This is a genomic window from Chitinophaga sedimenti, from assembly GCF_023156195.1.
GTDB lineage: Bacteria > Bacteroidota > Bacteroidia > Chitinophagales > Chitinophagaceae > Chitinophaga > Chitinophaga sedimenti.
Map to the genome: position 1 here is coordinate 2,050,947 of NZ_JAKUKA010000001.1, position 25,689 is coordinate 2,076,635.

Below are 25,689 nucleotides of genomic sequence, written 5' to 3' on the forward strand. Positions count from 1 at the left end.
ATTAATGTTTGAAAGCCCTGATCAATGTAATGTATCCTTTCACCACTTCCCATTCGCTGCCCGCAGTTTTGCGGATGCGCAGCACGTAATAGTAGGTCCCTTCATTGAGCCCGTCGCCGCGCCATGCGTTGTTGTAGCGGCGCTGGCGGAACACCTCGTTGCCCCAGCGGTTCACGATCACGAGCTCATTATCTGCATACTGTTCGATGCCTTTGATCACCAGCATATCGTTTGCCCCATCGCCGTTCGGTGTAAACAGGTTGGGTACCGTTACATTGGTTGTACTTACCGATACCTTTACCGTGGCGGCATTTGTGTACACACCATAAGCATCTCTCACACGGTAGGAGAATACCTCTTCTCCATTAAAACCAGCATTCGGTGTATAAACAATGGTACCGTCGGCATTCACTTTCACATTACCATGCTGCGGCGCGTCCACGATTTCGACCGACTGGATATCAAAAGAAACCCCTCTGTCGTCATCATTATGCAGCAGGTTAACGATCACCGGCATGCCAGTACGGGTGCCTGTGCTATCGCTTACTGCAACCGGTGGCGGCGGTAAAATGGTGATCGTTGGCTCATCATTGGTTTCTGTCGTGCCGGAAATATCGGAGGAGCTGATGCCGCCTGGCCCGGTACCGAGTACCGTCGCTGTATTCGTTACCGATCCGGCGATGCGGTCGGCCAGTGTTACTGCGTAGATCGCAGTAGCCGTTACCGATGCGCCAGGTGCGAGACCTGTACCAACGGGGATCACGCGGTCGGTGATGCCGAGTTTTGCGTCCGTGTACGATACGTTCGTCAGTGCGATTGCCCCGGTATTTTTAACTGTGAAGATGTAGGTTACCTGGCTGCCTTCCAGCGAAGCTGTTTTCACCATGGAGATGCCTGGCGCACCGGCAGTTACCGTTATAACAACGGTTGCTGTGGCGGTGCCGCCGTTGCCATCGCTTACCGTTACCGTAAACTGGTCCGTGCCATGATAATCGGCATTCGGCGTATAAGTATACGTCCCATCTGTGTTCACTGTCACCGTACCATTAGTGGGATCGCTGGATTTGGTAAAGGTCAGCGGGTCGCCATCGGCATCGGTAGCGGTAACCGTACCTGTTGCTGGTGCGTTCTGCCCTATATTGATATTACTGTTTGTCACTACCGGCGCGTCGTTCACGGAATTAACCGTAACCGTTACCGTAATCGTGGTGGAGCCTCCGTTACCGTCTGTGATCGTTACATTAAACTGGTCCGTTCCGTGATAGTTCGGATCCGGCGTATAAGTGTAAGTTCCATCGTTGTTCACGACTACAGTGCCATGCGCAGGATCGGTCGCTTTCGTGAATGTCAGCGGGTCGTTATCCGCGTCTGTTGCAGTGAGCGTTCCGTTTACGGGCGCATCTTCATTAGTAGTATTGGTTTGATTGGAAGCTACAGGTACATCGTTTACCGAACTAACAGTAACCGTTACCGTAATCGTGGTGGTTCCACCGTTGCCGTCGCTCACTGTCACATTGAACTGATCTGTGCCATGATAGTCCGGATTGGGCGTATACGTGTAAGTACCATCACTATTCACGACTACAGTACCATGCGCTGGATCGGTCGCTTTTGTGAACGTCAGTAGATCGTTATCCGCGTCTGTTGCAGTAAGCGTACCATTTACAGGCGCATCCTCATTAGTAGTATTGGTTTGATTGGATGCTACCGGCACATCGTTTACGGAATTAACCGTAATCGTTATTGTAATTGTGATCGTTCCTCCGTTACCGTCGGTAATAGTTACATTAAATTGATCCGTTCCGTGATAGTTCGGATCCGGTGTATAGGTATAAGTACCATCGCTGTTCACAACTACCGAACCATGGGCAGGATCAGTAGCTTTCGTAAACGTCAGCGGATCGCTATCCGCATCTGTTGCTGTAATGGTACCATTTACAGGCGCATCCTCATTAGTAGTATTGATTTGATTGGAAGCTACCGGCACATCGTTTACTGAATTAACCGTAATTGTTATGGTAATAGTAACTGATCCTCCGTTACCATCAGTAATAGTTACATTAAACTGATCCGTTCCGTGATAGTTCGGATTGGGCGTGTAGGTGTAAGTGCCATCGCTGTTAACTACTACGGAGCCATTCGCGGGATCAGTAGCTTTTGTGAAAGTCAATGGATCGTTATCGGCGTCTGTTGCAGTGATCGTGCCGTTTACAGGCGCATCCTCGTTGGTCGTATTCGTTTGATCAGATGCCAACGGCGCGTCGTTTACGGAGCTAACCGTAATTGTTACCGTGATGGTGGTTGATCCGCCGTTACCGTCAGTAATCGTTACATCAAACTGATCCGTTCCGTGGTAGTCCGGATTCGGCGTATAGATGTAAGTGCCGTCGCTGTTAACTACCACCGAACCATTAGTGGGATCAGTCGCTTTCGTAAATGTGAGCGGATCGTTATCAACGTCTGTTGCTGTTATGGCACCGTTTACAGGCGTATCTTCACTAGTGGTATTGGTTTGATCAGATGCAACCGGCAAGTCGTTTACCGAATTTACCGTAATCGTCACTGTCAACGTAGTGCTACCGCCATTCCCATCGCTCACTGTCACGGTAAATTGGTCCGTACCATGATAATTGAGGTTCGGCGTATAGGTATAATCACCATTGGCGTCCACTGTCACAGTGCCATTAGTTGGATCGGTGGCCTTCGTGAACGTCAGCGGATCGTTTTCCACGTCTGTCGCCGTCAGTGTGCCGCTTACAGGCGTATCCTCATTAGTAGTGTTTGTTTGATTCGATCCCGTAGGCACATCGTTTACCGACAGGATGGTAACGTTCACTGTTGCAGTAGCAGTACCACCGTGGCCGTCGCTCACCGTTATGGTAAATTGGTCTGTGCCATGATAGTTTGATGCAGGTGTATAGGTATAAGTACCATCGCTGGCAACAGTCACGGAACCATGTGCGGGATCGGTGGCTTTTGCGTAAGCCAGCACATCGCCATCCGGATCAGTAGCCGTTACCGCACCGCTTACGGGGGTATCTTCATTGGTTGATTGGGTATCACCAGTCGCTACCGGCGCATCGTTCTCGGCAGTAATATTCAGGCTGATATTACGGTTCGCCTGCAATGCCCCACCGCTGCCGGTGTTGCCATTGTCATTGATATTAACCGTTACTGTTACCGTAGCCGCAGGAATATCTGCCGCCAGGTAAGTCAGTTTGTTCGCTGCGAGGAACGCGTTAAGGTCCGCCAGCGATCCGGTTAAGGTGCGGGACAAAGCAGTACCACCTACAGTAACCCCATCACCGGAAACCGCGCTGAAAGCGCCTTCCGTGGCAGTAAATGTGGCGGTCATGTTTCCTGTTCCGGCATCCTGGTCGGCGAAAGAAACACCGCTCATCGATACCGCTGTATTTTCATTTACGGCAATACTGGTCGGACCGGCTGCCGTCGGTGCATCATTCACCGCACTAACGGTGATGTTCATAGTAGCATCCGAGGCGGCGTAAGACGTACCATCGGAGGCCGTCCACCCGAAACTCGTGCTGCCGTTCCAGTTAGCCGTTGGTACAAAAGTAATATTTGCCAGATCTGCCGCTGCGACCACCTGTCCGGATGTAATCGCGACACTGCTCAGGTATAAAGTACCATTGGAAGGCAAACTGGTGATGCGAATCCTGTCCAGCGGCGTATTATCCACATCTGTATAATGACCGGTAAAATCAGTGGCGGCAAAGTTGAATGTCACATCTTCATCCGTTGACACCGTATGATTGCTCACGGCCGGTATATTGTTCGCCACGGCCGAAACCGCAAAGGTGTAGGTAGATAAGCCCGCATCCGGATCGTCGCTCACGATCGTTACGGTAGCGTTGTAGGTACCAAATACCGCAGGTGAGGTGAACCGCACCTGGAACGTGGTACTGGCGCCAGTGGCCAGCGAAGTGGCGGCAGGCTGGCTTGCAATCGAGAAGCCGGGGTCGCCGCTGATGGTCACTGCGCCGGTTAACGTCAGTGTGCCTTCGCCGATATTCGTGATGCTAAAGGTGTTAGTAGCCGAGGAGCTGCCGGTGATGATGCCGAATTGTGTACCATCCTGTGCGGCTACCGAGGTGCGGCCATCAGCAATGTTGTGCGTGTTGCCACTTACCGCGGTTTTTGGCGGAATCACAATAGCGATGGTCGCGGTAGCCGAGGGACCGTTCTCCGTTCCATCATTCATGGCGGCAGTAATGATCCTGCTGGTTTTATCGGGACTGGTACTGACGTTGTGATAACGGATCAATTTTAAAGCGTCTGCGTAGGCAGTCTGGCTTGCGATCCCGCTCAGCGTGATGGTACCGGTGTTATTACCTGCTGCAGATATGCCCGCCGGAAGTACACCCCTAATTTCAAGGTATTCGTAGCCTGCATTCAGGATATTGGTTAACGTGATCGTGGCCGAATGCATATTGGACCCGTCGGGATCTACCACGGTCAGGTCGGTATCCGCGATGCGCGTACCGGTGGGCGTAAGTCCCATCGTGTAAGTATCGCGGTAGTTGAGCGTGCCGCTGGCGCCTGAACTTTGGTCCGGGTCAAGGTTCACGACCGGACAGTTATTTAAACTGATCGTGCGCGTAAGCAGGTTATTATCATAATAACATTCGCGGTACAGGGAACCCTGGTTCACCAGCGATGCCAGCGTAAAAGGCGTTCCGACCGTGTGCCCCACGCCACCTGTCACGAAGCTGCCATTATCATTGATGATCATGGTCAGGTCCACATTCAGGTTGCTCAGCGCACTCATATCAATATCAAAATTGAATGCTTTACAATCACCAATGCTCAATGCATCATTGAAAGCGTCCACGTACAGCAATCGCGCCGTTGCGTCCACAGTAGGATTACCGGCATAAAAAGACACCGGCATGCCCCCGCTGCTGTTACCCGCGCCCGGGTTACAGATGCTCACATTGGCGCGCACCACGTTACACGATGTTTTGGTGAATGTTACGTTGCTGGCGCTAAAGGCGATATCCGGCCGCGCACCGTAATAGTCCGCCGATAGCAGGAACTGGTAATCGGTGCCCGCCAGGCCGGTTTTATTGGTAACCGTCAGCTGGCTTTTATCTGCCGATAACTGAAAGGATATATCGTAGGTATTGGGCCCTTTAAAACCCACGGTGTTCGTATGGTTCCGGGTGCTGGTATTATTCAACGGCACGCCTTTAAATGCGTAGTTATCGTCGCGCCGCGTGGCATCCGACAACCCTACCTGCTGATAAAAATACCCCGTGGCCGTACCTGCCGTTAAGTCGATATAGGCAAAACCCGCAAGACCATTTTCATTCTCCTCGCGATCTGTATTTACGGCATTACCCGTCTGATTGAAATAAATAAAATTAGTGCCGGAAGGGATCTTAAAAGTACGCGACACGCCGGCCGATCCGCTAAATCCCTTGGGAATGGCTGCCACTTCTGCATCAATGAACTCGGCGCTCATGCCCAGTCCTACCCGGCCATAAAACTCTACTACATAGGCATCGTCGAAATCGCGCGCATAATCCGCATCGCGCTTAATAATGAGATTGGAGCCGGACACATAGATTTCCGGATCGTAAATACCTACGGCGCCGGCAGCTACCCGTTTGGAGGCATAGTCGCCTGTAATATAGGGTAAGGTAGTGAGCCTGCCCGCCAGTGCTACCGGTTTATCATTGATCACATAAGTACTCCTGCGATCGACAGAACCACCGTTTGCCACCGTCACAAAACCATCGGTCACGCCGAGGTCCAGGTCGAATACAAAACGAAGGTTGGAATACCCTTCTTCCGTACCACTGTTGGTAAACAGGTCGGCCGCACTGGAGTTCGTGCCTTTCCCGGAAATAGAGATCACTTTCGTACCTGCGGGAATGGGGATGGACAAATCCGTAGCAGTGGCCCCGGTGCCGTGCAACAGTGCACGTACCTGTGGGTCCAGCGGGTTTAAAGAATTATTATAAGGCGATAAATACTCCACATAAAAAGAAGAGTGTGTGCCATTGGCCGCCTCTGTAATTGTGAGCGTATTACCGGTAATAGTGAAATTCACATTATTCAGATCGGGCGTGGCATCGCCGGTTTTCATGGCCACCGGAACATAAGCCCCCAGGGGCGCGTTCTTCCAGCCATACACGTTGGTGCCGGAGCCATTGGTATGCGTGCTTTTGGCCACGTTCACATAGCCGGAAGACGTACTGTTCGCGATATCAATAATGGCATTAATGGTGAGGAAGTCCTCATCGCCGGCCAGGTACTCATGGCTGGGACCGGGAATACCCGTTTCGGAACTCACGTACACCGCAATCGTTTTGGTGCCCGATGGAATAGTAAAACTAGGTGCGGCGCCCGATGGTGCACGATACTTCGTTTCGGCGCTGATAATGTCTGCGCGTTTACCACCTGCAGGACTACACGGACTGAATGGCAATTGGGCGATGGCTGCATAGGGAAACAGCGCCAGGATCATGCCCAGCAATGCCCGACTGAAAAACACTTTCATACGACAAATAGGATTTGGCGGCGATAACGACCGCATTTACACAGGATGCCTCTACATCAATAAACCAAGGAATAGGAATTTTCTCTAAACGCTTAAGAGTGTCTATTAATAGCTACATATCTCCATTTAAAATATTAATTACGTCCTAAAAACCAATGCAAAATAATAAAAAACAATTCATATTACATATTTTCTAATAAGAATTTATAAAAATATATCTCAGGGGTGTTATTGGGGCTTGTAATACATTCTGCCATCTGTGCCTCGCCGGAGCGACCAATAAATGAAGCCGGCCCCCTCCTGTTTTTTTTTTGCGCGATGAGCACCTTTTCACCATCTGTCCGAACGGTAATCATGCCATATACTGAAATTACCCTTTCGATTTTATAACGCAACTGGCTGATCTTAGCTTCAATTGCCGGCTTATCGGCCGGCGCGGTAGTTTTCAGTTCCTGGGTTAACAAATAAAGACTGGCAAGATCGGCATCTGTGATATCGCGCTTTTCTTTGGCAGACCGCGCCAGCTCTGTACTAAAGATCAGCGGACGAGCACCGCGGCTGTGTCGTCCGATAGCGCCCAGCGTATCGGGGCGCGGATGTACATACGTTTCATTATCGCCACTGGAAATAATCGTAGCCACGGGGTTAAAGAAGCTCAGGAAATCATCGATAAACTTGTGGCTGCCGTGGTGACAGGATTTTAAAATATCTACCTCAAAAACTTCTCTGCCTTTTGCAATCATATCTTCCCTATCTGCATCACTGACGTGCAGCGGATCGTAACCAGTATAATGCTGCGCGAGATATTCTTCCGACGCGTCGTTCAAATCGCCACCAAGCAGGATGCGCACGTCGCCGATACGTAGCTTTACAATGACGGAGTGACCGTTTTTCGTTTCGCCTTCACTGCCGAGGGACTTCAATACTTTTTCGCCGTTTCTTTCTTCCGTCACCGGGCCAAGTATTTGCAGAAATACTTCGTCCTGTTCGGTGTAGCCAGGTATTTCAGCACCAGCTTCCAACATATTGATGTCCTGCAGTCCCGCTTTATTAAGCGCATCAAAAATAAGATTAGGGTATATCTTCCGCCCTCTGTTCGCCGCGTTATTCAACAACCCCGCGACCTGTTCTTTCGTTTCGCACAAGCCCGTTACGTAACCATCTACCACCGGACCAATAGGATCGTCACCGGTGCGCTCCACGATACCGTTATGGTGGATATTACGGATGATAAAACGATTCGACTGCACAATGGGCAGGAAGCCCTGGTAATGGTCCGTATCGGAATGTGAGATGATCAGGTGTTCGATCGGGATCACTGCGTCATTATTGCGCAGATTGAAGCGCCAGTTCAGGAAGTGAAACATGTTTTGTCCCTTGCCGGCATCCACGAGGATGAATTTATCCTGCGGCGTAACGATGAAACAACCATCGCCCTGACCTACGTCCACGAAGTTGAGTTCGAGCAGCTGGTTAGCCTGGAGCTTGTCTTCGTGCACCCAGCCTTCGGCGCCACGGCAGCGGATCTTTCGGTATTCGCCCTGCTCTTCGAGGACGGTGCACCAGTCGCCCCACAGGGCTTTTTTGGTGATATCGCCGGTTCCGGGTGTGGTGCGGAGGGTGGCGTCGGGATAGGCGATGAACATTTTGGTCATTTGGATGGGGTTTTAATCAATTTAAGAAATTTAGTAACGCATTCAAAAGCTGATTGAAAAAATGATATTTAGTTAACGCTGACGTAAAAGTAGGGCAAACCAATGTCCCGGAAATTCACTGATTGGTGGCGACGGGTTTACCAGGTGGTGGGGACGGGTCTTGCGGGTGGTAAACTGTATATCGCCCTTTTTCGATCTTTATAAGATCCTAAGACGATCCTAACTGAATTGTAACTAACTGTAACTAACTTTTGCTGTTTTATAAGGGTTTCAGTATGGTTTTAGTTAGGATCCTGTTAGGATCCTCTTAGGATGTGGCCGTCTTCACAATATTTATCAATGCAAAACCAGATGGAACAATCGCGACCGTGCACCAGGCGTTTTCCAGTCCATTTAGCGGCGAGGGCGGCATAACAGCAGCTGGCAAATCAACGGGATCAACCTGCGATGCATAGGTACCGCCCCGAAAGTTCATAACAAATGTGTACTTGTTTATATTAGTCATTGACATAGAAAAATCAATTTAGGCCGTTCTTTTATTCTCTGGCTCCATTTTCATAATGAAAATGCTCCTGGCTTGCTGAAGTAAATTTGCCGATGAAAGACGACTGTAAATGTTCTTCCTTCTTTACAGAGAACAAATCATGCGCTATCGCCCATTCATAAACACCCATGTCGACCGGATACCTTGTCAAAACTCCTGTTAGTTTATTTTTGCTAATCCACTCCTCAGCTTTAGTTAAGGTAGAAAAAGCGCCACTTCCAAAACGGCTATTCTCTCCGTTGAAAATCCATATATAATCCATCTTCAAATCTAATAAAATGTCACGTTAAAATATGGGTAAGAAGGATGGTAAATCCCTCCTACCCGTTATATAGAAAACGCGTATTCAGATGCTTCATTTAAACCCAATATGTCAAAGAACTTCAGCCATCGCAGCGGCTTTTCCGCAACCTCCCAAAGCGTCATTCCGACGGTAAAACGGACTTCCCGACAGCAAAACGCAAAGATACGGCCGGCAAAAGCCGATCCGGGGAGAATGTAACGAAGGGTGCAAAACGTTGTAACGAAGGGTGCAAAACGATGGTACGAAGCGTGCATGTCACCCCTGAAACCCTTTACCAGTAAGGGGAAAAACTTGTATAAATTAATAAAATGTATCTATCTGAATGAAAAACAAATGATTATACACCTTGCATAGTGACAAAAGTTACTTCATGTAGGAAAGGTATATACATCCTATATGTATCCTATAACGGCCATCACCATGGTCGTGGATCACAGCGAATGAGCTTATAGGATCTATAGAAGATCCTTATAGGGTCTCCAAAAGGAAAAGCCGGCCACTAACGGCCGGCTCCCAAAAAATGAGGACAACAAACGACTATAATTTCTTCTTATACCCCGCCAGTTCCTTCTCGTAATCCGTCACGGTGTAATCGAGTATGGTACCTAACCACTTTCCTTCCTTCAAAGCCACTTTCGCATCGGCCAGTGCTTTTTCCTGCGCTTCTACGGCGGCTTTATAATCGCCGGCTTTGGCGTAGGTGCCTGCAAGGCTATGGTATACCAGCGGCGTTACAATACCGGGACTGGCCGCGGCATCTTTCAGCAAACCGGCAGCAAACAGGTAGGCTTCTTTAGACAAACCATCTTTCTGAGAAATAGACATTCCTACAGAAGAAGCGGCCCAGGACGCCTGTTTGATCCACACTTTGGCGAAAGCAATAGCGCTGTCTGCGCTTACGTGATCGAGCAGGGTGGTGAATTTCATATTGTTCAGTGCAGGTGCGTAAGTAGGCGCCTTGATGATACCAGAATCGATCATCCGCACCGCCAGCGCGTAGTCCTTCGCTTTAATAGCCTCGTTCACGGGATCAAAAGCCTTGCGAATTTCAGCAGTCTGCGCCTCGCTGGCTTTCTGCTTCCTGTCGAAATCGGCGCGTACACCGGCCATGTCGTATTTACCGGATAACACCAGCTGCATGGTAGAATCAAGTTTCATCGGATGACCGATCCACAGGATCTGGTCGTTTTTCACCACGAAAGTGCAGGGAATCCCATACTGACCGGCAGCCTTCATCCACTTTTCGCCCATGTGCTGATCGTTGTTGTCGGCGATCACGTTATATGACATCTTATCGCCGATGCTCGTCACAAAACGGCTTACTTCCGGCAGCGAAGATTCGTAGGGCTTCTCCCCTGTTTTCTCCCACACGTTTACGCCAATCACCGTGGCTTCTTTCTCATATTTTTTAGCAAGTTCTGACAAATGCGGCATCGCTGCTTTACAGGGGCCGCACCAGGTGGCCCAGAACTCCAGCACGTACAGTCGGTCTTTCTGGTATTCTTTTACCGGCGTACCTTTCAGCCATTTGGAATATTTCATCTCCGGCGCTTTATCGCCAATGTGCAGGGTTACCGGACCCTGGGCGCGCGAGATCGACGCGAAGCCGAATAACGCCAGGGCTAGTGTTTTAAGACGGGTATTCATTATGTTGATTTTTGATGTTATAAGCCATATCCTGTATTCTGTTTGCCGAACAGCGGGTTCAGGTCAAACTCCGTTTGCGGCACGGGGAAATAGTATTGTTGCGCCAGTGTGATTGTTGGGCGGATCACTTTCACCTGCTCGAACGGTAAACGCATCAGCGCCATCCATTCAATGCAGTCCTCGCCCGTCAGGTTGCGCAGTACTTCGTAATAGTTCTGCAACAACAGGTCGGCTGGTGTGTTCGCATTATCTACCGCGGAAAAGTCTGTCGCGCCGGCTTTGCCCATCACGGTTTTAATAAGCGTCTTCGCATCGGCCAGACTGCCACCGGAACGGATCAGCGCTTCGGCCTTCAGCAGGTATACTTCGGAAAGGCGCATCGCATAAGAGGTTTCGGTCAGTTGGGTGGTGGCCGTTCCGTACGCGATGTACTTCGTAAAATAGTAAGTATTCGGGCTGTAAGCCTGGTAAGGCGTTGTAGGCCCTACCATCCAGGTAGCGCGCGGATCGGCGCCTAACAGGTCTTTGAATGCCTTCGTTGCCACGAACAGGCTGGATTGCGCGGGATAGTAAGCCCGGCTCTGGATGTAATAGTACGCGGCCTGGTTCGGCTGCGGCTGCACGCCTAAAATCACTTCACTACTGGTCAGACCTTTGGCATAAAAGATGTCCTTCAGGTTGTTCTCCAGCACATACGGACTTCTCAACAGCACCATATCGGCGAGTTTTACGACTTCGGGATAATCAGCCGGCTGCGCCCTGTTTAACAGTAAACGCATCTTCAATACCATCGCCGCCCAACGGGTCGCGTAGTATTTCTGGTTGGTGGCCGGTGCATTGGCGATAGCGTAATCCAGGTCGCTGAGAATAAAGTCATACGTTTCTTTCACAGTGCTCCGTCTTTTCTGGATACCGCTCAGTGTTACAAACTTATCGCGCAGCAATACCCCGTTTTCGCTCGCGGCGTTATTCCATTCTGAAAAGAACATCAGCAGTTTAAAATGCCCGTAAGCCCGCAGGAACCGACTTTCGCCAAGGATCTCATTTTTACGCGCGCCGGTAAATGCCTGGTCAGGAACGGTGTTTACCGCATCAATGAGACCGTTCGCAGCGTTCAGCAGCAGGTACGATTCGCCCCATGCCTGCGCCGGATAGCCGGCATTTACGTTATCGTTCCGCTCATCGGCCACAGAACCTAAGCCATACCCCAGCATGCCGGTGAGCATACCGCCGGGTAAATGGTGCGCCGACCATAAAGTGATGTTATTCACGGTTACATTCGCAAAGCGGTAATACACGCCGTTTAAAGCCGTATTAGCGGTTTTCTGATCGGTGATGGCAGTTCCTTCTACCCTCGCGTTCGCGGGTGGTTCGCTGAGTTGTTTGTCGCAGGCGCACAGCATCACCAAAGTCGTATATAGCAAAATTCGTTTCATGGTCATTGGTTTAAGCGGTAATCATTAAAAGCCGATCCTGGCGCCGAAAGTGAACTGGCGCATCGACGGATAGGTAGCTGCGTCGGTGTAGCCACTGATAAGGCTATACGGATCGTTGCTCACTTCCGGATCCGGACCCGGGTACTTCGTGATCGCGAACAGGTTGGCGCCCGATACGTACAACATCGCCGTCCGCATGCGCATTTTCCGCAACAGCGCATCCGGCAGCTGGTAGTTGATCGAAATAGATTTCAGCTTGATATAAGACGCGTCGAATACAGCAGCGGAGGAAGTACCGGTACCATAAGTATTGGTTTCTCTCAGCAGCAACGCCGGACGATCGGCATTCGGATTTTCGGCACTGTAGCTATGCAACAGGATGCGGGTATTGCGGTTGGTACGGTCGCCCAGACCAAACGATTTCGTTTCGGGCAGGTACAGCAGGTCGCCGCCGGACGAGAACGTAAACAGGGCAATAAGGCTGAAGTTTTTATAGCTCACGGTATTCGTAATACCACCGTAAAACTTCGGCTGCGCGCTGCCTATCACATCTCTTTTGAAATAGCCCTTGTAATCACCGGTATCGATGAGGCCGTACATGGGATATCCCAGTGCGAGGTTTTCCAGCAGACCGAACTTCGCATATGCAGCATTCGTCTTATAGTCCGCCAGTTCCTTTTCCGTTTTGATGACACCTTTGTATTCGTAGCCGTAAATGAGGCCGATAGGCTCTCCCTCGCGCAGCACGGTATTACCGATATTGAGCGAACGCCAGAAAGGATTGGCATCGCCCACCTGGTTAGGGTTCTGGAGGTCTTCATTGATCTTCGCCACGTTGGAACGATTGCCGGAAATATTCACCGCCACATTCCAGGTAAAGTCTTTATTCCGGATCACATCCCCGCGCAGGTCTATTTCCAGGCCACGGTTGTGCATATCCGCCACATTTACCAGTGCAGAGTGTAACCGGAGCTGGTCGCCACGCTGTACGCCATCAGCAGGTCGGATGTATATTTATCGTAGTACCCGATGGCGCCGCGTAAACGCGATTTGAACAAGGCGAAATCGATACCTGCATCTTTCTGCAAGGTCGTTTCCCATTTAATCTGATCGTTACCCAGCTGCGTCGGTATCAACGCGTTCGTTCCGCCATAGGAACCTGGCGTGTACAACGTGTAAAACAGGTTGTTGCCCAGGTTCTGCGTACCGGTATACCCCGCGCTCACCCTGAATTTCAGCTCGTCCAGCCACTTCACTTTGTTCAGGAACGCTTCTTCATTCGCTCTCCAGGCTAAACCGAAAGACGGGAAATAGCTGGTACGGTTGCTCTTCGGAAATTTGGAAGATTCATCGGAACGCGCCGTTACGGTAAAGAGATATCTTTCTTTCAACGCATAATTCGCACGCAGGTAAAAGCTCAGTAAAGAACTCTGCGCCTCGCTGTTCTTCGGGGTAACGCCAAAGCTGCAGAGGATAAGCCATTCAGGAAATAATCATCCGGAAAACCCTGTCCGGACGCGGAAAACATCTCAGTATTGGATTGCTGCCAGGATGTACCCACCAATAAGTTCAGACGGTTATTATCATTGAACTGTTTATCCCAGGTAAGCGTGTTTTCGTAGAACATGTCGGTCTGCCGCGTATTCGCCTGCGTAGCAATACCGCCGGCAGAACTGGCGCCACCGCTGGTGACAGAGATCATCGCGGTAGAGGGCACATAGTTCAGCTGATGATAGTTGGAATAGTTCACAGACGCGGTGCTGCGGAACTTCAAGGATTTCAGCACATCGTATTCAAGCGATAATGAACCTAACATCAAAGAAGTCTTTGACCTGTTTCTACCTTGCAGCAACGCCATAGGATTCTGTATACCGCTGCTGGGCGTTACGCTGAAGGTCGCCTGATCGAACGATGTAGGCGATCCATCAGCATTGTAAGGCTTCAATGTAGGCGGCGCAAACAGCGCGGAGGCATAAATGCCGTTGGTCACGTTGTTCGTCGTTAACCCGAAATCCAGGTTGGTAATTACGCGCAGCTTTTGTGTAATCTCATTATCGAGGCTCACTTTACCGGAAATGCGGCTGAAGTCCGTCCCCAGCAACGTACCCGTTTGTTTATTGTAGGCCAGCGACGTGTAATAGCGCGATCCGGTACCGCCACCACGGATGCTCAGGTCCGCATTGTGCGTAACGCCGTTGCGGGTCACGAGGTCTACCCAGTCAGTATTAGCCGTGCCCAGGTAATCGGGGTTATTGATGATGGTAGTAGCGATGGCGTCGGCCGGTTTGCCCTGCTGTGCGCGTAAGGCATTCAGACTTTGCGCGCCTTTCAGCATCACCGCTTTATACTGGTCTGCGTTCAGCAATTGCTCTGTAATGGCATTGCTCACGCCGGCATAGTAGTTGGCTTCCAGCACCGGTTTTTCATTCTTCTTCCCTTTTTTGTGGTGATGATCACCACGCCGTTGGCCGCGCGCGATCCGTAAATCGCGGTGGCGGAAGCATCTTTTAAAATGTCGATGCTTTCAATATCGTTGATGTTTAAGCCGGCCAGTGTATTCAAACCGCGGGCATACGAAGAGCCCACCGACGTACTCATATAATTCGCATCGTTGCCCAGTCGTTCTACGGGGTTTACAAGATCCGCCGCCGCCTGTACGTAACGGTTCTGGATCGGCACCTGCACGCCGTCGATGATGTACAGCGGATCATTGCCACCGATGAGCGACGCACCGCCACGGATACGGATCCTGGCCATACCGCCCGGAGAACCGTCAGCCTGCATTACCTGCACACCAGCAGCTTTACCGGCTAGCGCCTGGTCAATGCTTACGAAAGGCGTGTTCTTTACTTCGTTTACATCTACGGAAGCCACGGAGCCTGTCAGGTCTTTCCTGCGGGAAGAGCCATAGCCCACCATCACCATTTCGGTCAAACTTTGTACCTGCCTTACCATTTTGATGACAATCGCGTTGTTGATGGACGATACCTTATGCGTTTGGGTCACATATCCCACGAAAGAAAAACTAAGCACCGCCCCAGTATTGACGTTGCCCAGTTCAAAGGCGCCATTATCCCCTGTTTGCGTGCCGTAAGTGCCATTCTGCACCGTCACCCCCTTCATGGGTTTACCTTCCTCATCGGTTACCACGCCGCGTACCGTTACTGCTGGCGCGGCCACCGCCGATACCGGATCCGCCGCTTTGCGCGACAACACGATCGTATTTCCCTTAATCAGATAATTCAATGGCTGGTCCTTCAATACCAGCGTTACAAATTCGCCGAGCGGCATATTCGCCACATCGACCGATACCGTATTTGCATTGGCAAGATCATCGCGGTTGGCGAAAAACTGGTAACCTGTTTGCTTTTTAACGACGGAGAACAATTGTTTCAGCGGGATGTTTTTTCCCGAGAGCGTGACCACCTGGGAAAATCCCGTGGCGTTCACCTGCAGAAAGGCCGCTGTTAATAAGATAGTGGTGAACTTCATGACCAGTAACGATTTAGAAATGGATGGCTGGTTTTGATGGCGAAGTAAGCCCGAAGATATTCGGCATAGCGCAGCCCGTAGGCCATGGCCCCAATACGCATTTTTTGCATAACTTGCAATTGATTTTGGTTGTTAAAATTGCCTGAACAGCGTTTCTGATGATCGAAATCCTACCGGGAGTGGGCTCAATCACTTCCGGTTTTTTTATTTATGCTGGTTGATTTATTTTCTTTAGTTCAATACGGTTAAAGTACGCCCCTGCAGGCGGAAACGCACGCCGGTCGTTTGGAGAAAGCTCAGCACATCCGTCAGGGGCACATCCCGGCTGATTTCCCCGATAAAATAGATTTCCGGCACTTCATCCTGGTACACTACTTCTATATCGTACCAGCGTTCCAGCTGGCGCATAACCTGTTGCAGACTTGCGTCCTCGAAGTTGAACAGCCCGTTTTCCAGGCCATGGCTTTGTCCAGGTCCGCTTTTTCCACGATGCTAACTTTGCCTTCCCGGTTGTTTAGCAAAGCCTGTTGTCCCGGTTGCAGCGTGACGTCCGCCACGCGCACTTTACCGTCGAGCAGCGTAGTCGCCATATTCAACTCGTCGGCATAGGCATTCACATTAAAGCGGGTGCCCAACACCTGTACAGTTGTCTTATTATCTACATTCACCAGGAACGGCTGTTGCGCCGATGCCGCTACTTCGAGGTAGGCTTCCCCGGTAATTTCCACTGTTCTTTCATTCCCCTTAAACGCTGTCGGGTAACGGATAGAGCTGGCAGCGTTCAGCCACACTTCGGTACCATCGGGCAGAGTTACATGAAACTGCCTGCCGCGGGGAGTAGACATGGTGTGGTACACCACTTCGTCGCCGTTGTTTTCGTACACCAGGCTGCCATTCACAACCATTGCACGCGCGCCGCCCTGTAAGGTGACCAGGCCGTTTTTATAGTATCCAGCAACACCTGCGTATTATCCGCGAGTGTAAGAATGGCGCCCTGTTTCCCCGGCAATACTTCCACTACCTGCTTTTCTTTAGCAGGATGGGCCACCTGTTGCCGCCAGCCGTATGCACCGGCAAACAATATGGCCACCACTGCTGCCGCCGCTGCTATACGAGGCCAGATGCGGCGAACCTTTGTTACCGGTTCGGCAGGATATTGCGCCAGGATACGCTGGCTCAGCTGCCGGCGTTGCCCGGGCGAAAATTCATCACCCGGCTCCAGTTGTTCCCATTGCTGTTGCAGCATATCGGGCAGCAGCGCGTCAAGATCGGGCGCAGCCGCGAGGGTGCGCAGTTCCTGTCGCTCTTCTTCCGTAAGCGTTCCATTAAACATGCGTTGGAATAATTCCCGTAAACGAGCAGCAGCTGCATCCATAATAAGCGTCTCTATCTATTCAGATCCTGGTTTCTTTAAAAGGGGTAGTTGGATGAGGAAGTTTTTTAAAAATATTTTTCCATAAGCAGGATATACAGCAATACCATGTGTGATTCTACATAACGGATAATAAATTGCCGCGCTGCCTGCAGGTGTTTTTTTACCGTTTCGCTGCTGATGCCCAGTTCCGTTGCGATCTCCATGTATGACAAGCCTTTCCGGCGGCTGAGCGTCCATACTTTTGCCTGTTGTGGCGGCAAACGGGTAATGGCCTCGTCGATCAGCGCAAGCGCAGGCTCGCGGTCCGGTTGTTCATCGCGCGTTTGTTCGTAAAACGCCTGCCAGGCGCCTTGCCGCGCATCTTCCTTTAACGCCTTTTGAAGCGCCTTGAGGGCAAAATTTTTAGATACAACAAAGAGGTATGCTTTAAAATGCTGTACGTTGCGCAGACTTTCACGATTCAGCCAGATGCGTACAAACGCATCCTGCACGGCTTCTTCGGCCAGCCAGCGATCGCCTGTAATGCGGAGCAGAAATGTATGGAGTAAGGGAGAATATTGATCAACAAGCAGCGTAAATGCGTTTTCGTCGCCTTTTGCTACCCGTTCCAGTAGCCCACTCTCTTCCATTATTAGGTTGGTTGACAATATTAATGCAGTTATCTCACTGAAGCATTAAATTAATCAAAATATAGGAAGGTGCAAGAGTGGTGCTTGATATTTTTTATTACTAATGGAAAAAGGCCCCACCGTTGGTGAAGCCTTTTATGCTATTTAAGATCCGAAGATCTCCGCCAGTTTCTTATCCATCGCCTCATCATTTTCTCCCCCACCGCCATAACGGCCAATGATTTTACCATTACCGTCGATCAGTATTTTGGTGGGCAGGGTATGAATGCCGAAGCTGTCGGAAATATCGTTGGTACGATCGAACTGTCCGTTTACCTGCTTCAGTCCGCGCAACACATGTTTCCATACCCCGATGCCATCCTGCTCCACTGCTTTTTCCAGTTTTCCGGTTTGCTGTCGTCATCAGAAACACCGATGATTTCAAATCCTTTGTCTTTATATTTTGCATAGAGCGACAACAGATGCTGGTTGCCTTTGCGGCAGGGCACGCACCAGGACGCCCAGAAATCTACCAGCACGTATTTACCTTTGTAATCAGACAGGCTGAGGGTGCCGCCTTTCAGCTCTTCCGAACTAAAATTGGTCGCGATGGCGCCGGGAGAACCTTTCTTCAGTTTATCGATTTCGTTTTTAATGGTTTTACCCGTGGAAGCAGACCTGATACTTTCCGGCAGCTTATCGTACCGCGCCTGCGCCTCTGCGGGTTTCATGCTGCTGATCATATACCGTAACATTTCGGCGGTGGCGAAGGAGGCCGGGTATTTGTCCATGAATTGTTTGTGTACGGCGCTCAACTCTTCGCGGATTGGATCGCCGGCATCTTTGGCGGCATTGGCGGCCTCTTTCATCTTTGCCAGCGTCGCTTCGTCCTTCCCTTCCTGGCGGGCTTTGATATAGGCCATATTGGCCTTATCGTAGGCTTCGTTATAAGGTTTCAGCCGTGCGATGACCGGGGCTTCCATCTTTTGCGCTTATTGATCTCGTCCTGTGCGGAAGAGCCGGTAAGCACGCCATCGCTGAAGTTATCATATTTAATGGCTACCCGCATTTTACCGGGCACCAGGTATGCCGACAAGTATTTCCGGTCCTGCATGGGCGCGTATTTGTCCATCAGCAGATAGGCGCTGGTAATGCCGTTCACTTCACCTGAAAAGCTGAATTTCCTGTCACGGATCAGGGCGCTGTCTATAACAGGCTTAGCGTCTTCCGTAGCAGCATAGTTCAAATAAATCCACGCGTCGGTTTTACCTTCTACTTTACCATCAAGGGTAAACGGGCCCTGTTGCGCTGCCAGCGGTGTAGCGGCGGCCAGCAATACGGGCAGTATAAACTGTTTATACGTCATTTTCTTCTTTTTTTCCGGTTGATATAAAAAACACCCCTACTAAGATAGATCCATCTTTTTTGTAAAAGGGGTAGTCGGTTAACACGATATTTCAAGAATATTTTCCGGCAGGACTATGGCCAATATACAAAGAAGCCGCACTCAGCGTACGGCTTCTTATTTTGACACGTAAGTAGTAAAAGCCACTGAAACCCATAAAGTACAGGGATGCGTTATGGCTATTCAGGATAGGTTATCGGTATTGCGGCAACACGCTTGTCGCGCAGCCGCTGAAAAAGTTTAAAGCAATAAATGTTCAGCAGAAATTGTGAATAGCCATACACCGCATCCTCGATGGGAATAGTAAGCATACGGATACCCAGAAATTCCTGCGGATTGTAGTTCACCACAGCGCCGTTCAGGCCTGTACCGGTTAATACCCCGTTTACCGCAAAGAAGCCCGGCATGAGCAGCAGGTAAACAAAGGAGGCTGCCCCGATCCAGGGCGCCTTCGTTATAAAGTGCAGGCTGCAAACGGTGCCAATTGTTACCAATGCCGTTACGAGCGTATACATCTGCTGATGATGCAACAGGGCGACTACGGCACATACTACACAGGTCATAAACACCAGCAGGTTGTTAAACGCGCTGGCCCACGACAGGTCAAAGAATTTATCCAGGCAGTGATAAGTGAATACGCAGGAAAAAGGAATGCAGATGAAAAACAACCACTCTTCTATTGGTAGTCCGGCCAGGCGCAGGCCGATCGTGTAGTCGTTATTAAACCACCACACGCCGTTGGCCGTAAACCAGACATCCCATAAAATAAAAGGGATACCTACCAGCACTGCTGCCTTCAGGAACGGGCCAAACTGGCGGTTAAACTGTATTCTTTCATCAAAAGAAAAAATAAAGCAGATTAACACCGCGGCCAGGTTGACGAACAGATATGTGTAGGAAGCCAGCATTATCTCTTTGAAAAATACATTTTAAAATACTTTACCGGTACCCATAAGAAGCCGAAGCACTCACCATGCTCCCTGCCCGTATGCCGGTGATGTTGTTTATGGGCCCTGCGGATGGCCAGCAGGTAAGGATTCTTTGTATCACGCAGCAATTTGATACGCTGGTGAATAAAGATGTCGTGTACGAAAAAGTAGGCCATGCCATAGAGAAAAATTCCCAGACCAATATAGAACAGGTAGTTAACACCCTGCTCCACACCAAAGTAGAGCAAAGCAATGGTAGGCAGGGCGAAGATCACGAAGAACAGGTCGTTCCGCTCGAAGTCGCCTTCATGGCTGTGATCGTGATGATCGCGGTGCAACACCCACAAAAAGCCGTGCATCACATAGCGGTGGATCAGCCAGGTAAGGCCTTCCATCAGAAAAAAGGTAACTATGACTGTTATCAGGTTCATCATTACAGCACCGCTATTTTATATTGAATATAACTGCTCATCATCAAAGATAACTTGTGTCCGTTTGGAATACGCACCCGTTCCTCCAGTATTCTCTTAGCAGATATTTTCCTGATTTTATGAAAGAGGGACAAATAGTAACGGTAAGCAAGGTACACCCCAAACCTGGACGATACCGGCAAACGATGAATACCGATCAGCGCTTCGCGGAACTCGCCCGCAATGTCCTCTTCTATGGCCGCCTTGATACCATTATCGAAGCGCCCCATGTCCACACCGGGAAAATACACCCTTCCCAGTACCGGTAATCATCTTTCAGATCGCGCAGGAAGTTGATCTTCTGAAAAGCGGAGCCCAGTTTCATGGCGTAGGGTTTCAATTCTTCATAAGCTACGTGATCCGCTTCAACAAATACCTTCAGGCACATCAGTCCCACTACTTCCGCCGAACCCAGGATATATTGTTTGTACCGGTCCGTATCGTAATCGGCCGGCGCCAGGTCCATGCGCATACTGTCCAGGAACTGACCGATCAGCGTGCGGTCTATCTGGTACCGGTTCACCGTTTCCTGGAACGATTGCAGGATGGGATTGAGGGAAATACCTTCGTCCAACGCCTGCCAGGTTTGCTGTTCCAGCCGGTCGAGCAGCACCTGTTTGTTGTAGGCATGAAAAGTATCCACGATCTCATCTGCCAGCCGAACGTACCCGTAAATGGCGTATATAGCGGGACGGATAGCCGAACTCAAGGCAAGAATGCCAAGTGAAAAACTGGTACTGTATTTTTTGGTAACGGCCCTGCTTACCTGCCGCGATAAATCATCAAATAGTGCTTTCATAAAGAACCGTTTTATGGGTACCTGCTTCCTTCGCGGCGATCTTACCGGAGATAATCGACGGCGGAACGCCGGGACCGGGAACGGTAAGCTGCCCTGTGTAATACAGGTTAGATAGTTTCTTGTTTCTGATTGCGGGTTTACCCACGGCTGTTTGCGATAAAGTATTCGCCAGTCCGTAAGCGTTGCCTTCGTAGGCATTATAATCGTTCATGAAATCGCTTACGCAGTAACTTCTTTATAGTCGACCTGCTGCATCAACCCGGTGCTGCCGGTATATTTCTCCAACCGCTCCATCATCTCCAGCAGATACCTTTCGCGCATTGCTTCGCTGTCGGCAATGCCGGTGGCCAGGGGCATCAGGAGGAAAAGATTCTCATGACCTTCCGGCGCAACACCCGGATCCGTTTTAGACGGGCAACAGGCATAGAACAGGGGTTTCCGCGGCCATTGCTTATGTTCGTAAATATCATCGATGTGGGCATCGAGCGGATTTTCGAAAAACAGCGTATGGTGCTTCAGGCCCGGGATGCGTGTTTTAAAACCCAGGTAGTAGATGAGGCACGATGGCGCAAACGTTCTCTTTTCCCAATATGTTTCAGCATAATTACGCAAGGACTGCGGCAACAGATTTTCCGTATGGTGATAATCGGAGGAGGCGATGACGGAATCGAAGTGTAGCTCCTCCCCGTTAATCAACAGCGAAGTCACCTTACCTCCGTTCGTATTGATCTGCTCCACCGGACTGTTAAAATGAAACCTGGCACCCTCCTTTTCCGCCACTGTTTTCATCGCCAACACCAACTGGTAAAAGCCTCCCATCGGGTACCAGGTTCCTAACACGTAACCTCCATAATTCATAAGGCTGTATAGGGCAGGAATTTTTTAGGCGATGCGCCGAGGAATATCACCGGAAATTCCATTAAGGTCGATAACTGCGGATGCTTGAAGTACCGGGCCACATAACTGCGGAAATTAGACAGGAGGTCCAGCCGCCACGCACTTGCTGCAATCTTCGGCGATACAAACTCCCACCAGGAATGACAGGGCTTTTGGACAAACTGCAGCATACCTACCTCGTACTTGTAGCGGGCAGCTTTCATGAATGCATCGAGCTGCTTTCCGGCGCCGGTTTCCAGCGTTTCGAACATCGTCCGCAAGGCCTTGTAGCCGCTGGGCACGGAGAGCGGGCCTTCTTCAAATACCATATCAAATTGCGGATCTAATGACACCAACTCGTAGAAGTCGCTGGCTTCGTATCCAAAGTCGCGGAAAAAACCGTTAATGATGTCGGGCATCCAATACCAGCTGGGCCCCATATCGAACGTATAACCATTATCCGTCGTAAACTGCCGGGCGCGGCCTCCGGGACTGTCGTTTTCTCAAACACATGCACTTCGTGCCCTGCCCTCGCCGCGTATGCCGCGGCAGACAGTCCCGATATGCCGGCTCCTATGATGGCTAATTTTTGCTTCAATGCCTAACTTTTTGCGGGTAAATATTCATTTACGACCATCTCCAGCAGGCTCCCGGGCTCCGCATTCCGCTGGAATATCGGACGGTGGAAATGGTCGAGCTTATTCAATAAAGTAATAAGCTCCATTTTCTCCTGGTGTGTAAGATCGCCGGTTACCACCTGTGTGGCAAGACGGATCTTTTCCATTTGCTGCTCCAGGTGCTGCATACCTTTTGCTGTTATGCTGATAATCTTGCTACGCTTGTCGGTTGCTGAATCGACCTGCTGCGCCCAGCCCTGTTGTATGAGGCGGTTAATAATCTGTATGCCCGCGGGTTTATCTGGACGTTCTTTTTGATCAACTCCATTTTGGTCATATCGCCGAAGGCCCGCAGATTGATGAGGTAGATAAATTCTTCCTGGGTGGAAAACTCAGAATCGTGGATCGCTGCTTTTGAATAGGTGCGGGCGTAACGGTTCATGTGCACAATAAGAGTATTGATAACGCTTTCGGGGCTTCTGCCCTTTTCCTTGCCCTCCCAATAGGGCTCCTTCTTCTCCTCCGCACCGCCATCACTCATCCACCGGCGAAAACCGGAAATATCGTTCGTATACGCCCTGTTCGCGCCTAGCAATTCAAATTCAGCGGCGAGGTCGATGAGGTCTTTAAGTAAGCTCGTGTTCATGATAGACAATCAATATTAGGATAAATATATACCAAATAAGCGAGAATAACAAAACATATTGTACAAAATATCTCTTTTTGTGTAAAATAATACTAATAAACCTGCATGTACTGTGCAGTATTTACATCCCTGAAACTTTTCTTTTAGAATGTCTATTAAAACCGGTAAAATATGTTTCCGTCGAATAAAAAATATAAATGTGAGGCTGATCTGGAACCATCGAATTCAGGCGGGTGAATCAGGCAATAAAAAGACCCGCGGTTTACGGAGGGCACTGAAAAAGTCTCTCTTTTATGAGCGGCCTTCAAGAAACGATCAGGTAAAAGCATGTTTTTACTTGATCGCTTCTTTTTTATAGAGAATCGACTTTGCGCTGAGTTTCCTGATAAATATCAAAGGGGCGGTATCTAGCGCTTAATTCCTGTTATTAAATCAGTTTTAGGATTCTTTTGAGGTTTACAGTGAATTATGTAGTGCTGACCTAATAGATACTGAGTAGGTCTTGGTCTTTGACCCGGGACTATAGCAATTTTCTTTCAACGGACAGACTTTACACTTTTCAACATCAAAATAATAAGTAGTCACCTGGTTGGTACCAACACCTTTTTCCCTTGTTGTGCTTTTCTGATTGCCGGTGTCCAGCCGGGCATGCGAACCTGTCAGCATCCTTATTGTAGTCGAACTTATCCTCATCTTTTCTAAAACCATGAGTGATGACAGGGTTTAGTTTGGCCACGATCTGAATATCCTGCTTGTTGGCCAATTCAAGATTATCCTTGCCCGAATAGGCTGCATCTCCAATAATAGCATCTACCTGGATTCCGTTTTGCTGGCTAAGTTCCAAGAGTTTGGGCAGCTCCGGACCATCTCCTTTTTCGCCCGAAGTAACTACCGCAGCTGTAATGATTCGTTCTTCAGTCATGGCCAGATGAGTTTTGTAACCAAAGAAGGTGTTGTCCACTGATTTGTGTCCGGTTCTAGCGTCCGCGTCTTTAGAGAGGATATAGTGTTGGCGTAAACGGCTTTTCTAAGTTGTTTAGACCGCTCCCGCAATACCTCAATTGCTGAATGGGGATTGGAGCGGGATAGAGAATGGGTGGAATCGACAATGATGGACCTGGAGCGAACAATCCCCTTTTCTATAGCAACAGACACCGTTTTGTTTATCAAAAGATTTAATAAATCGGTATCCTTTAAACGCAACTTCCGGAATTTGGTCAATGAGCTAGGGTTGATGACCTCCTCTTCAGGAGTCATATCCAGAAAATATTTGAAAGACATATCATAACGGGAGCGCTCAACCACATCTACATCAGAAACTGTATAAATTGTCTTAAGCAACAGATATTTGAACATTCTTATGGGACTCTCGGCGGTTCGTCCGTTATTAGGACAATATTTGTCCACCAGTTCATTATAGACAAAACTAAAATCTATCAGATCATTGATCCTGCGAAGGAGATTGTCCTGGGGGACTATTAAATTATACAGTCCCGAAAACTCACTCATTGGAATCTTTTGTTGTTGATCTAACATCGAAATAGATTTTAAAATCTATAAAGAAAAGGAGCAGATAACCGCGGTTATCTGCTCCTTTGGGCTACTTTGATAAAGGGACTTTTTCAGTACCCTCGGTTAAGCATCGTCGTTTTTTATAAATGGGCAATCAATAAAGATCGCACCAATCCAGTATTTAAGAGAATTCGCTGATGTAAGACTTAATAACGAAAGATAACACGCCGTTACTATACATAGCCATATCCAACATGTTATATTATATCATATCAGTTGAATGAAGCAACAGAGCTACCAACGCTCGCGGTACTCGGTACGTTCGCGACGCGGCTTTGCTTCGCTTACAACAATATTTCGATCACCGAGAACAGTGCCATTCAATTCGCTGATGGCTTTACGGCCACCTTCATTATTTTCCATTTCAACAAACGCATAGCCCTTACTTTCGTTTGTGAATTTGTCGGTCACTATATGTACGGAGGAAATGTTTCCGTATGGAGCAAAGTGTTTGGAAAGATTTGATGAGTTAACAGTCCTGCTGAGATTTGAAACGTAAATGTTCATAATAAAAAAATTAAAATTAAGTGTGAGGATATTTGAGTGCAAAGCAAAAAGAGAGGAAGTAACCAGTCGGGGAAAAGTTATAGCCAAGGAAAGTGCAGAATGCTCAAATGATGTCTGGCTAAAGATAGACTTAATAAATGGAATACGCACAATTTAATTTTTGCTGCTGCACTAGTTAACAAAACATTGTGACAACTGGTCGAATAGTCGATCGATATGCCGTTTAAAAAGGGTACCTTTACTATACAAGTCATTTCTATCAATTTAATGCCCTTTGATAA

27 protein-coding genes and 1 pseudogene are annotated in these 25,689 nt (G+C 49.2%); all 28 read right to left on the reverse strand.

The window, feature by feature from the left end; genetic code table 11:
- Position 1: 1 nt before the first annotated feature.
- Positions 2 to 6,526, reverse strand: a complete 6,525-nt coding sequence (locus tag MKQ70_RS11725; protein ID WP_248070940.1) for an Ig-like domain-containing protein — start codon at positions 6,524 to 6,526, stop codon at positions 2 to 4.
- A gap of 182 nt (positions 6,527 to 6,708) precedes the next feature.
- Positions 6,709 to 8,181 carry an MBL fold metallo-hydrolase gene (locus MKQ70_RS11730; RefSeq protein ID WP_248070941.1) on the reverse strand — a complete coding sequence of 491 codons (1,473 nt, stop codon included), beginning with the start codon at positions 8,179 to 8,181 and terminating at the stop codon, positions 6,709 to 6,711.
- Positions 8,182 to 8,717: 536 nt separating this feature from the next.
- A complete protein-coding gene (locus MKQ70_RS11735; protein WP_248081296.1) occupies positions 8,718 to 8,987 on the reverse strand; it encodes a DUF7710 domain-containing protein in 270 nt (89 codons plus the stop codon).
- 579 nt (positions 8,988 to 9,566) lie between these two features.
- Positions 9,567 to 10,676, reverse strand: coding sequence for a redoxin domain-containing protein (locus MKQ70_RS11740; protein WP_248070944.1), 1,110 nt, complete (start codon positions 10,674 to 10,676; stop codon positions 9,567 to 9,569).
- 17 nt (positions 10,677 to 10,693) lie between these two features.
- The gene (locus MKQ70_RS11745; RefSeq protein ID WP_248070945.1) at positions 10,694 to 12,112 is read right to left on the reverse strand and encodes a RagB/SusD family nutrient uptake outer membrane protein; all 1,419 of its coding nucleotides are present in this window, start codon (positions 12,110 to 12,112) and stop codon (positions 10,694 to 10,696) included.
- Positions 12,113 to 12,136: 24 nt separating this feature from the next.
- Entirely contained in the window at positions 12,137 to 13,048 is a 912-nt protein-coding gene (locus MKQ70_RS11750) for a SusC/RagA family TonB-linked outer membrane protein (RefSeq protein ID WP_248070947.1), read from the reverse strand.
- A gap of 11 nt (positions 13,049 to 13,059) precedes the next feature.
- Positions 13,060 to 13,503: a TonB-dependent receptor domain-containing protein gene (locus tag MKQ70_RS11755; RefSeq protein ID WP_248070948.1), complete on the reverse strand. Its 444-nt coding sequence runs from the start codon at positions 13,501 to 13,503 to the stop codon at positions 13,060 to 13,062.
- A gap of 26 nt (positions 13,504 to 13,529) precedes the next feature.
- The gene (locus MKQ70_RS11760) at positions 13,530 to 14,528 is read right to left on the reverse strand and encodes a hypothetical protein (protein WP_248070949.1); all 999 of its coding nucleotides are present in this window, start codon (positions 14,526 to 14,528) and stop codon (positions 13,530 to 13,532) included.
- On the reverse strand, positions 14,498 to 15,604 hold the full coding sequence (locus MKQ70_RS11765) for a SusC/RagA family TonB-linked outer membrane protein (protein ID WP_248070950.1): 1,107 nt from the start codon (positions 15,602 to 15,604) through the stop codon (positions 14,498 to 14,500). The genes MKQ70_RS11760 and MKQ70_RS11765 overlap by 31 nt, the downstream gene beginning before the upstream one ends.
- Positions 15,605 to 15,835: 231 nt before the next feature.
- Complete coding sequence (locus MKQ70_RS11770; protein WP_248070951.1) at positions 15,836 to 16,012, reverse strand: DUF4974 domain-containing protein; 177 nt, start codon at positions 16,010 to 16,012, stop codon at positions 15,836 to 15,838.
- Complete coding sequence (locus MKQ70_RS11775; protein ID WP_248070952.1) at positions 15,982 to 16,509, reverse strand: FecR family protein; 528 nt, start codon at positions 16,507 to 16,509, stop codon at positions 15,982 to 15,984. Before MKQ70_RS11775 ends, MKQ70_RS11770 begins: the two co-directional genes overlap by 31 nt.
- On the reverse strand, positions 16,500 to 16,937 hold the full coding sequence (locus MKQ70_RS11780) for a hypothetical protein (RefSeq protein WP_248070953.1): 438 nt from the start codon (positions 16,935 to 16,937) through the stop codon (positions 16,500 to 16,502). Before MKQ70_RS11780 ends, MKQ70_RS11775 begins: the two co-directional genes overlap by 10 nt.
- A gap of 107 nt (positions 16,938 to 17,044) precedes the next feature.
- Complete coding sequence (locus MKQ70_RS11785; RefSeq protein WP_248070954.1) at positions 17,045 to 17,608, reverse strand: RNA polymerase sigma factor; 564 nt, start codon at positions 17,606 to 17,608, stop codon at positions 17,045 to 17,047.
- A 144-nt stretch (positions 17,609 to 17,752) separates the two neighbouring features.
- Complete coding sequence (locus tag MKQ70_RS11790) at positions 17,753 to 17,977, reverse strand: TlpA family protein disulfide reductase (RefSeq protein ID WP_248070955.1); 225 nt, start codon at positions 17,975 to 17,977, stop codon at positions 17,753 to 17,755.
- Positions 17,929 to 18,570: a TlpA disulfide reductase family protein gene (locus MKQ70_RS11795; RefSeq protein ID WP_248070956.1), complete on the reverse strand. Its 642-nt coding sequence runs from the start codon at positions 18,568 to 18,570 to the stop codon at positions 17,929 to 17,931. The genes MKQ70_RS11790 and MKQ70_RS11795 overlap by 49 nt, the downstream gene beginning before the upstream one ends.
- Positions 18,543 to 18,953, reverse strand: a complete 411-nt coding sequence (locus tag MKQ70_RS11800; protein WP_248070957.1) for a DUF4369 domain-containing protein — start codon at positions 18,951 to 18,953, stop codon at positions 18,543 to 18,545. Before MKQ70_RS11800 ends, MKQ70_RS11795 begins: the two co-directional genes overlap by 28 nt.
- A gap of 218 nt (positions 18,954 to 19,171) precedes the next feature.
- Positions 19,172 to 19,900, reverse strand: a complete 729-nt coding sequence (locus MKQ70_RS11805) for a lycopene cyclase domain-containing protein (RefSeq protein ID WP_248070958.1) — start codon at positions 19,898 to 19,900, stop codon at positions 19,172 to 19,174.
- Complete coding sequence (locus tag MKQ70_RS11810; RefSeq protein WP_248070959.1) at positions 19,900 to 20,355, reverse strand: sterol desaturase family protein; 456 nt, start codon at positions 20,353 to 20,355, stop codon at positions 19,900 to 19,902. The genes MKQ70_RS11805 and MKQ70_RS11810 overlap by 1 nt, the downstream gene beginning before the upstream one ends.
- A complete protein-coding gene (locus MKQ70_RS11815) occupies positions 20,355 to 20,627 on the reverse strand; it encodes an isoprenoid biosynthesis enzyme family protein (RefSeq protein WP_248070960.1) in 273 nt (90 codons plus the stop codon). Before MKQ70_RS11815 ends, MKQ70_RS11810 begins: the two co-directional genes overlap by 1 nt.
- Positions 20,585 to 21,190, reverse strand: coding sequence for a phytoene/squalene synthase family protein (locus MKQ70_RS11820; protein ID WP_248070961.1), 606 nt, complete (start codon positions 21,188 to 21,190; stop codon positions 20,585 to 20,587). The genes MKQ70_RS11815 and MKQ70_RS11820 overlap by 43 nt, the downstream gene beginning before the upstream one ends.
- Entirely contained in the window at positions 21,174 to 21,401 is a 228-nt protein-coding gene (locus MKQ70_RS11825) for a hypothetical protein (protein ID WP_248070962.1), read from the reverse strand. Before MKQ70_RS11825 ends, MKQ70_RS11820 begins: the two co-directional genes overlap by 17 nt.
- Before the next feature lie 8 nt (positions 21,402 to 21,409).
- Entirely contained in the window at positions 21,410 to 22,030 is a 621-nt protein-coding gene (locus tag MKQ70_RS11830) for a phytoene desaturase family protein (protein WP_248070963.1), read from the reverse strand.
- A 14-nt stretch (positions 22,031 to 22,044) separates the two neighbouring features.
- Complete coding sequence (locus MKQ70_RS11835) at positions 22,045 to 22,506, reverse strand: phytoene desaturase family protein (protein WP_248070964.1); 462 nt, start codon at positions 22,504 to 22,506, stop codon at positions 22,045 to 22,047.
- On the reverse strand, positions 22,410 to 22,664 hold the full coding sequence (locus tag MKQ70_RS42160; protein WP_372489965.1) for an FAD-dependent oxidoreductase: 255 nt from the start codon (positions 22,662 to 22,664) through the stop codon (positions 22,410 to 22,412). The genes MKQ70_RS11835 and MKQ70_RS42160 overlap by 97 nt, the downstream gene beginning before the upstream one ends.
- Before the next feature lie 3 nt (positions 22,665 to 22,667).
- Positions 22,668 to 22,970, reverse strand: a complete 303-nt coding sequence (locus tag MKQ70_RS11840) for a MarR family winged helix-turn-helix transcriptional regulator (protein ID WP_372490105.1) — start codon at positions 22,968 to 22,970, stop codon at positions 22,668 to 22,670.
- A complete protein-coding gene (locus MKQ70_RS11845; RefSeq protein WP_248070967.1) occupies positions 22,883 to 23,329 on the reverse strand; it encodes a DUF3922 domain-containing protein in 447 nt (148 codons plus the stop codon). The genes MKQ70_RS11840 and MKQ70_RS11845 overlap by 88 nt, the downstream gene beginning before the upstream one ends.
- A 468-nt stretch (positions 23,330 to 23,797) precedes the next feature.
- A pseudogene (locus MKQ70_RS11850) lies at positions 23,798 to 24,865 on the reverse strand (transposase); the annotation flags it as partial.
- A gap of 270 nt (positions 24,866 to 25,135) precedes the next feature.
- Positions 25,136 to 25,558: an RNA recognition motif domain-containing protein gene (locus MKQ70_RS41175; RefSeq protein WP_248070969.1), complete on the reverse strand. Its 423-nt coding sequence runs from the start codon at positions 25,556 to 25,558 to the stop codon at positions 25,136 to 25,138.
- Between the last annotated feature and the right edge of the window lie 131 nt (positions 25,559 to 25,689).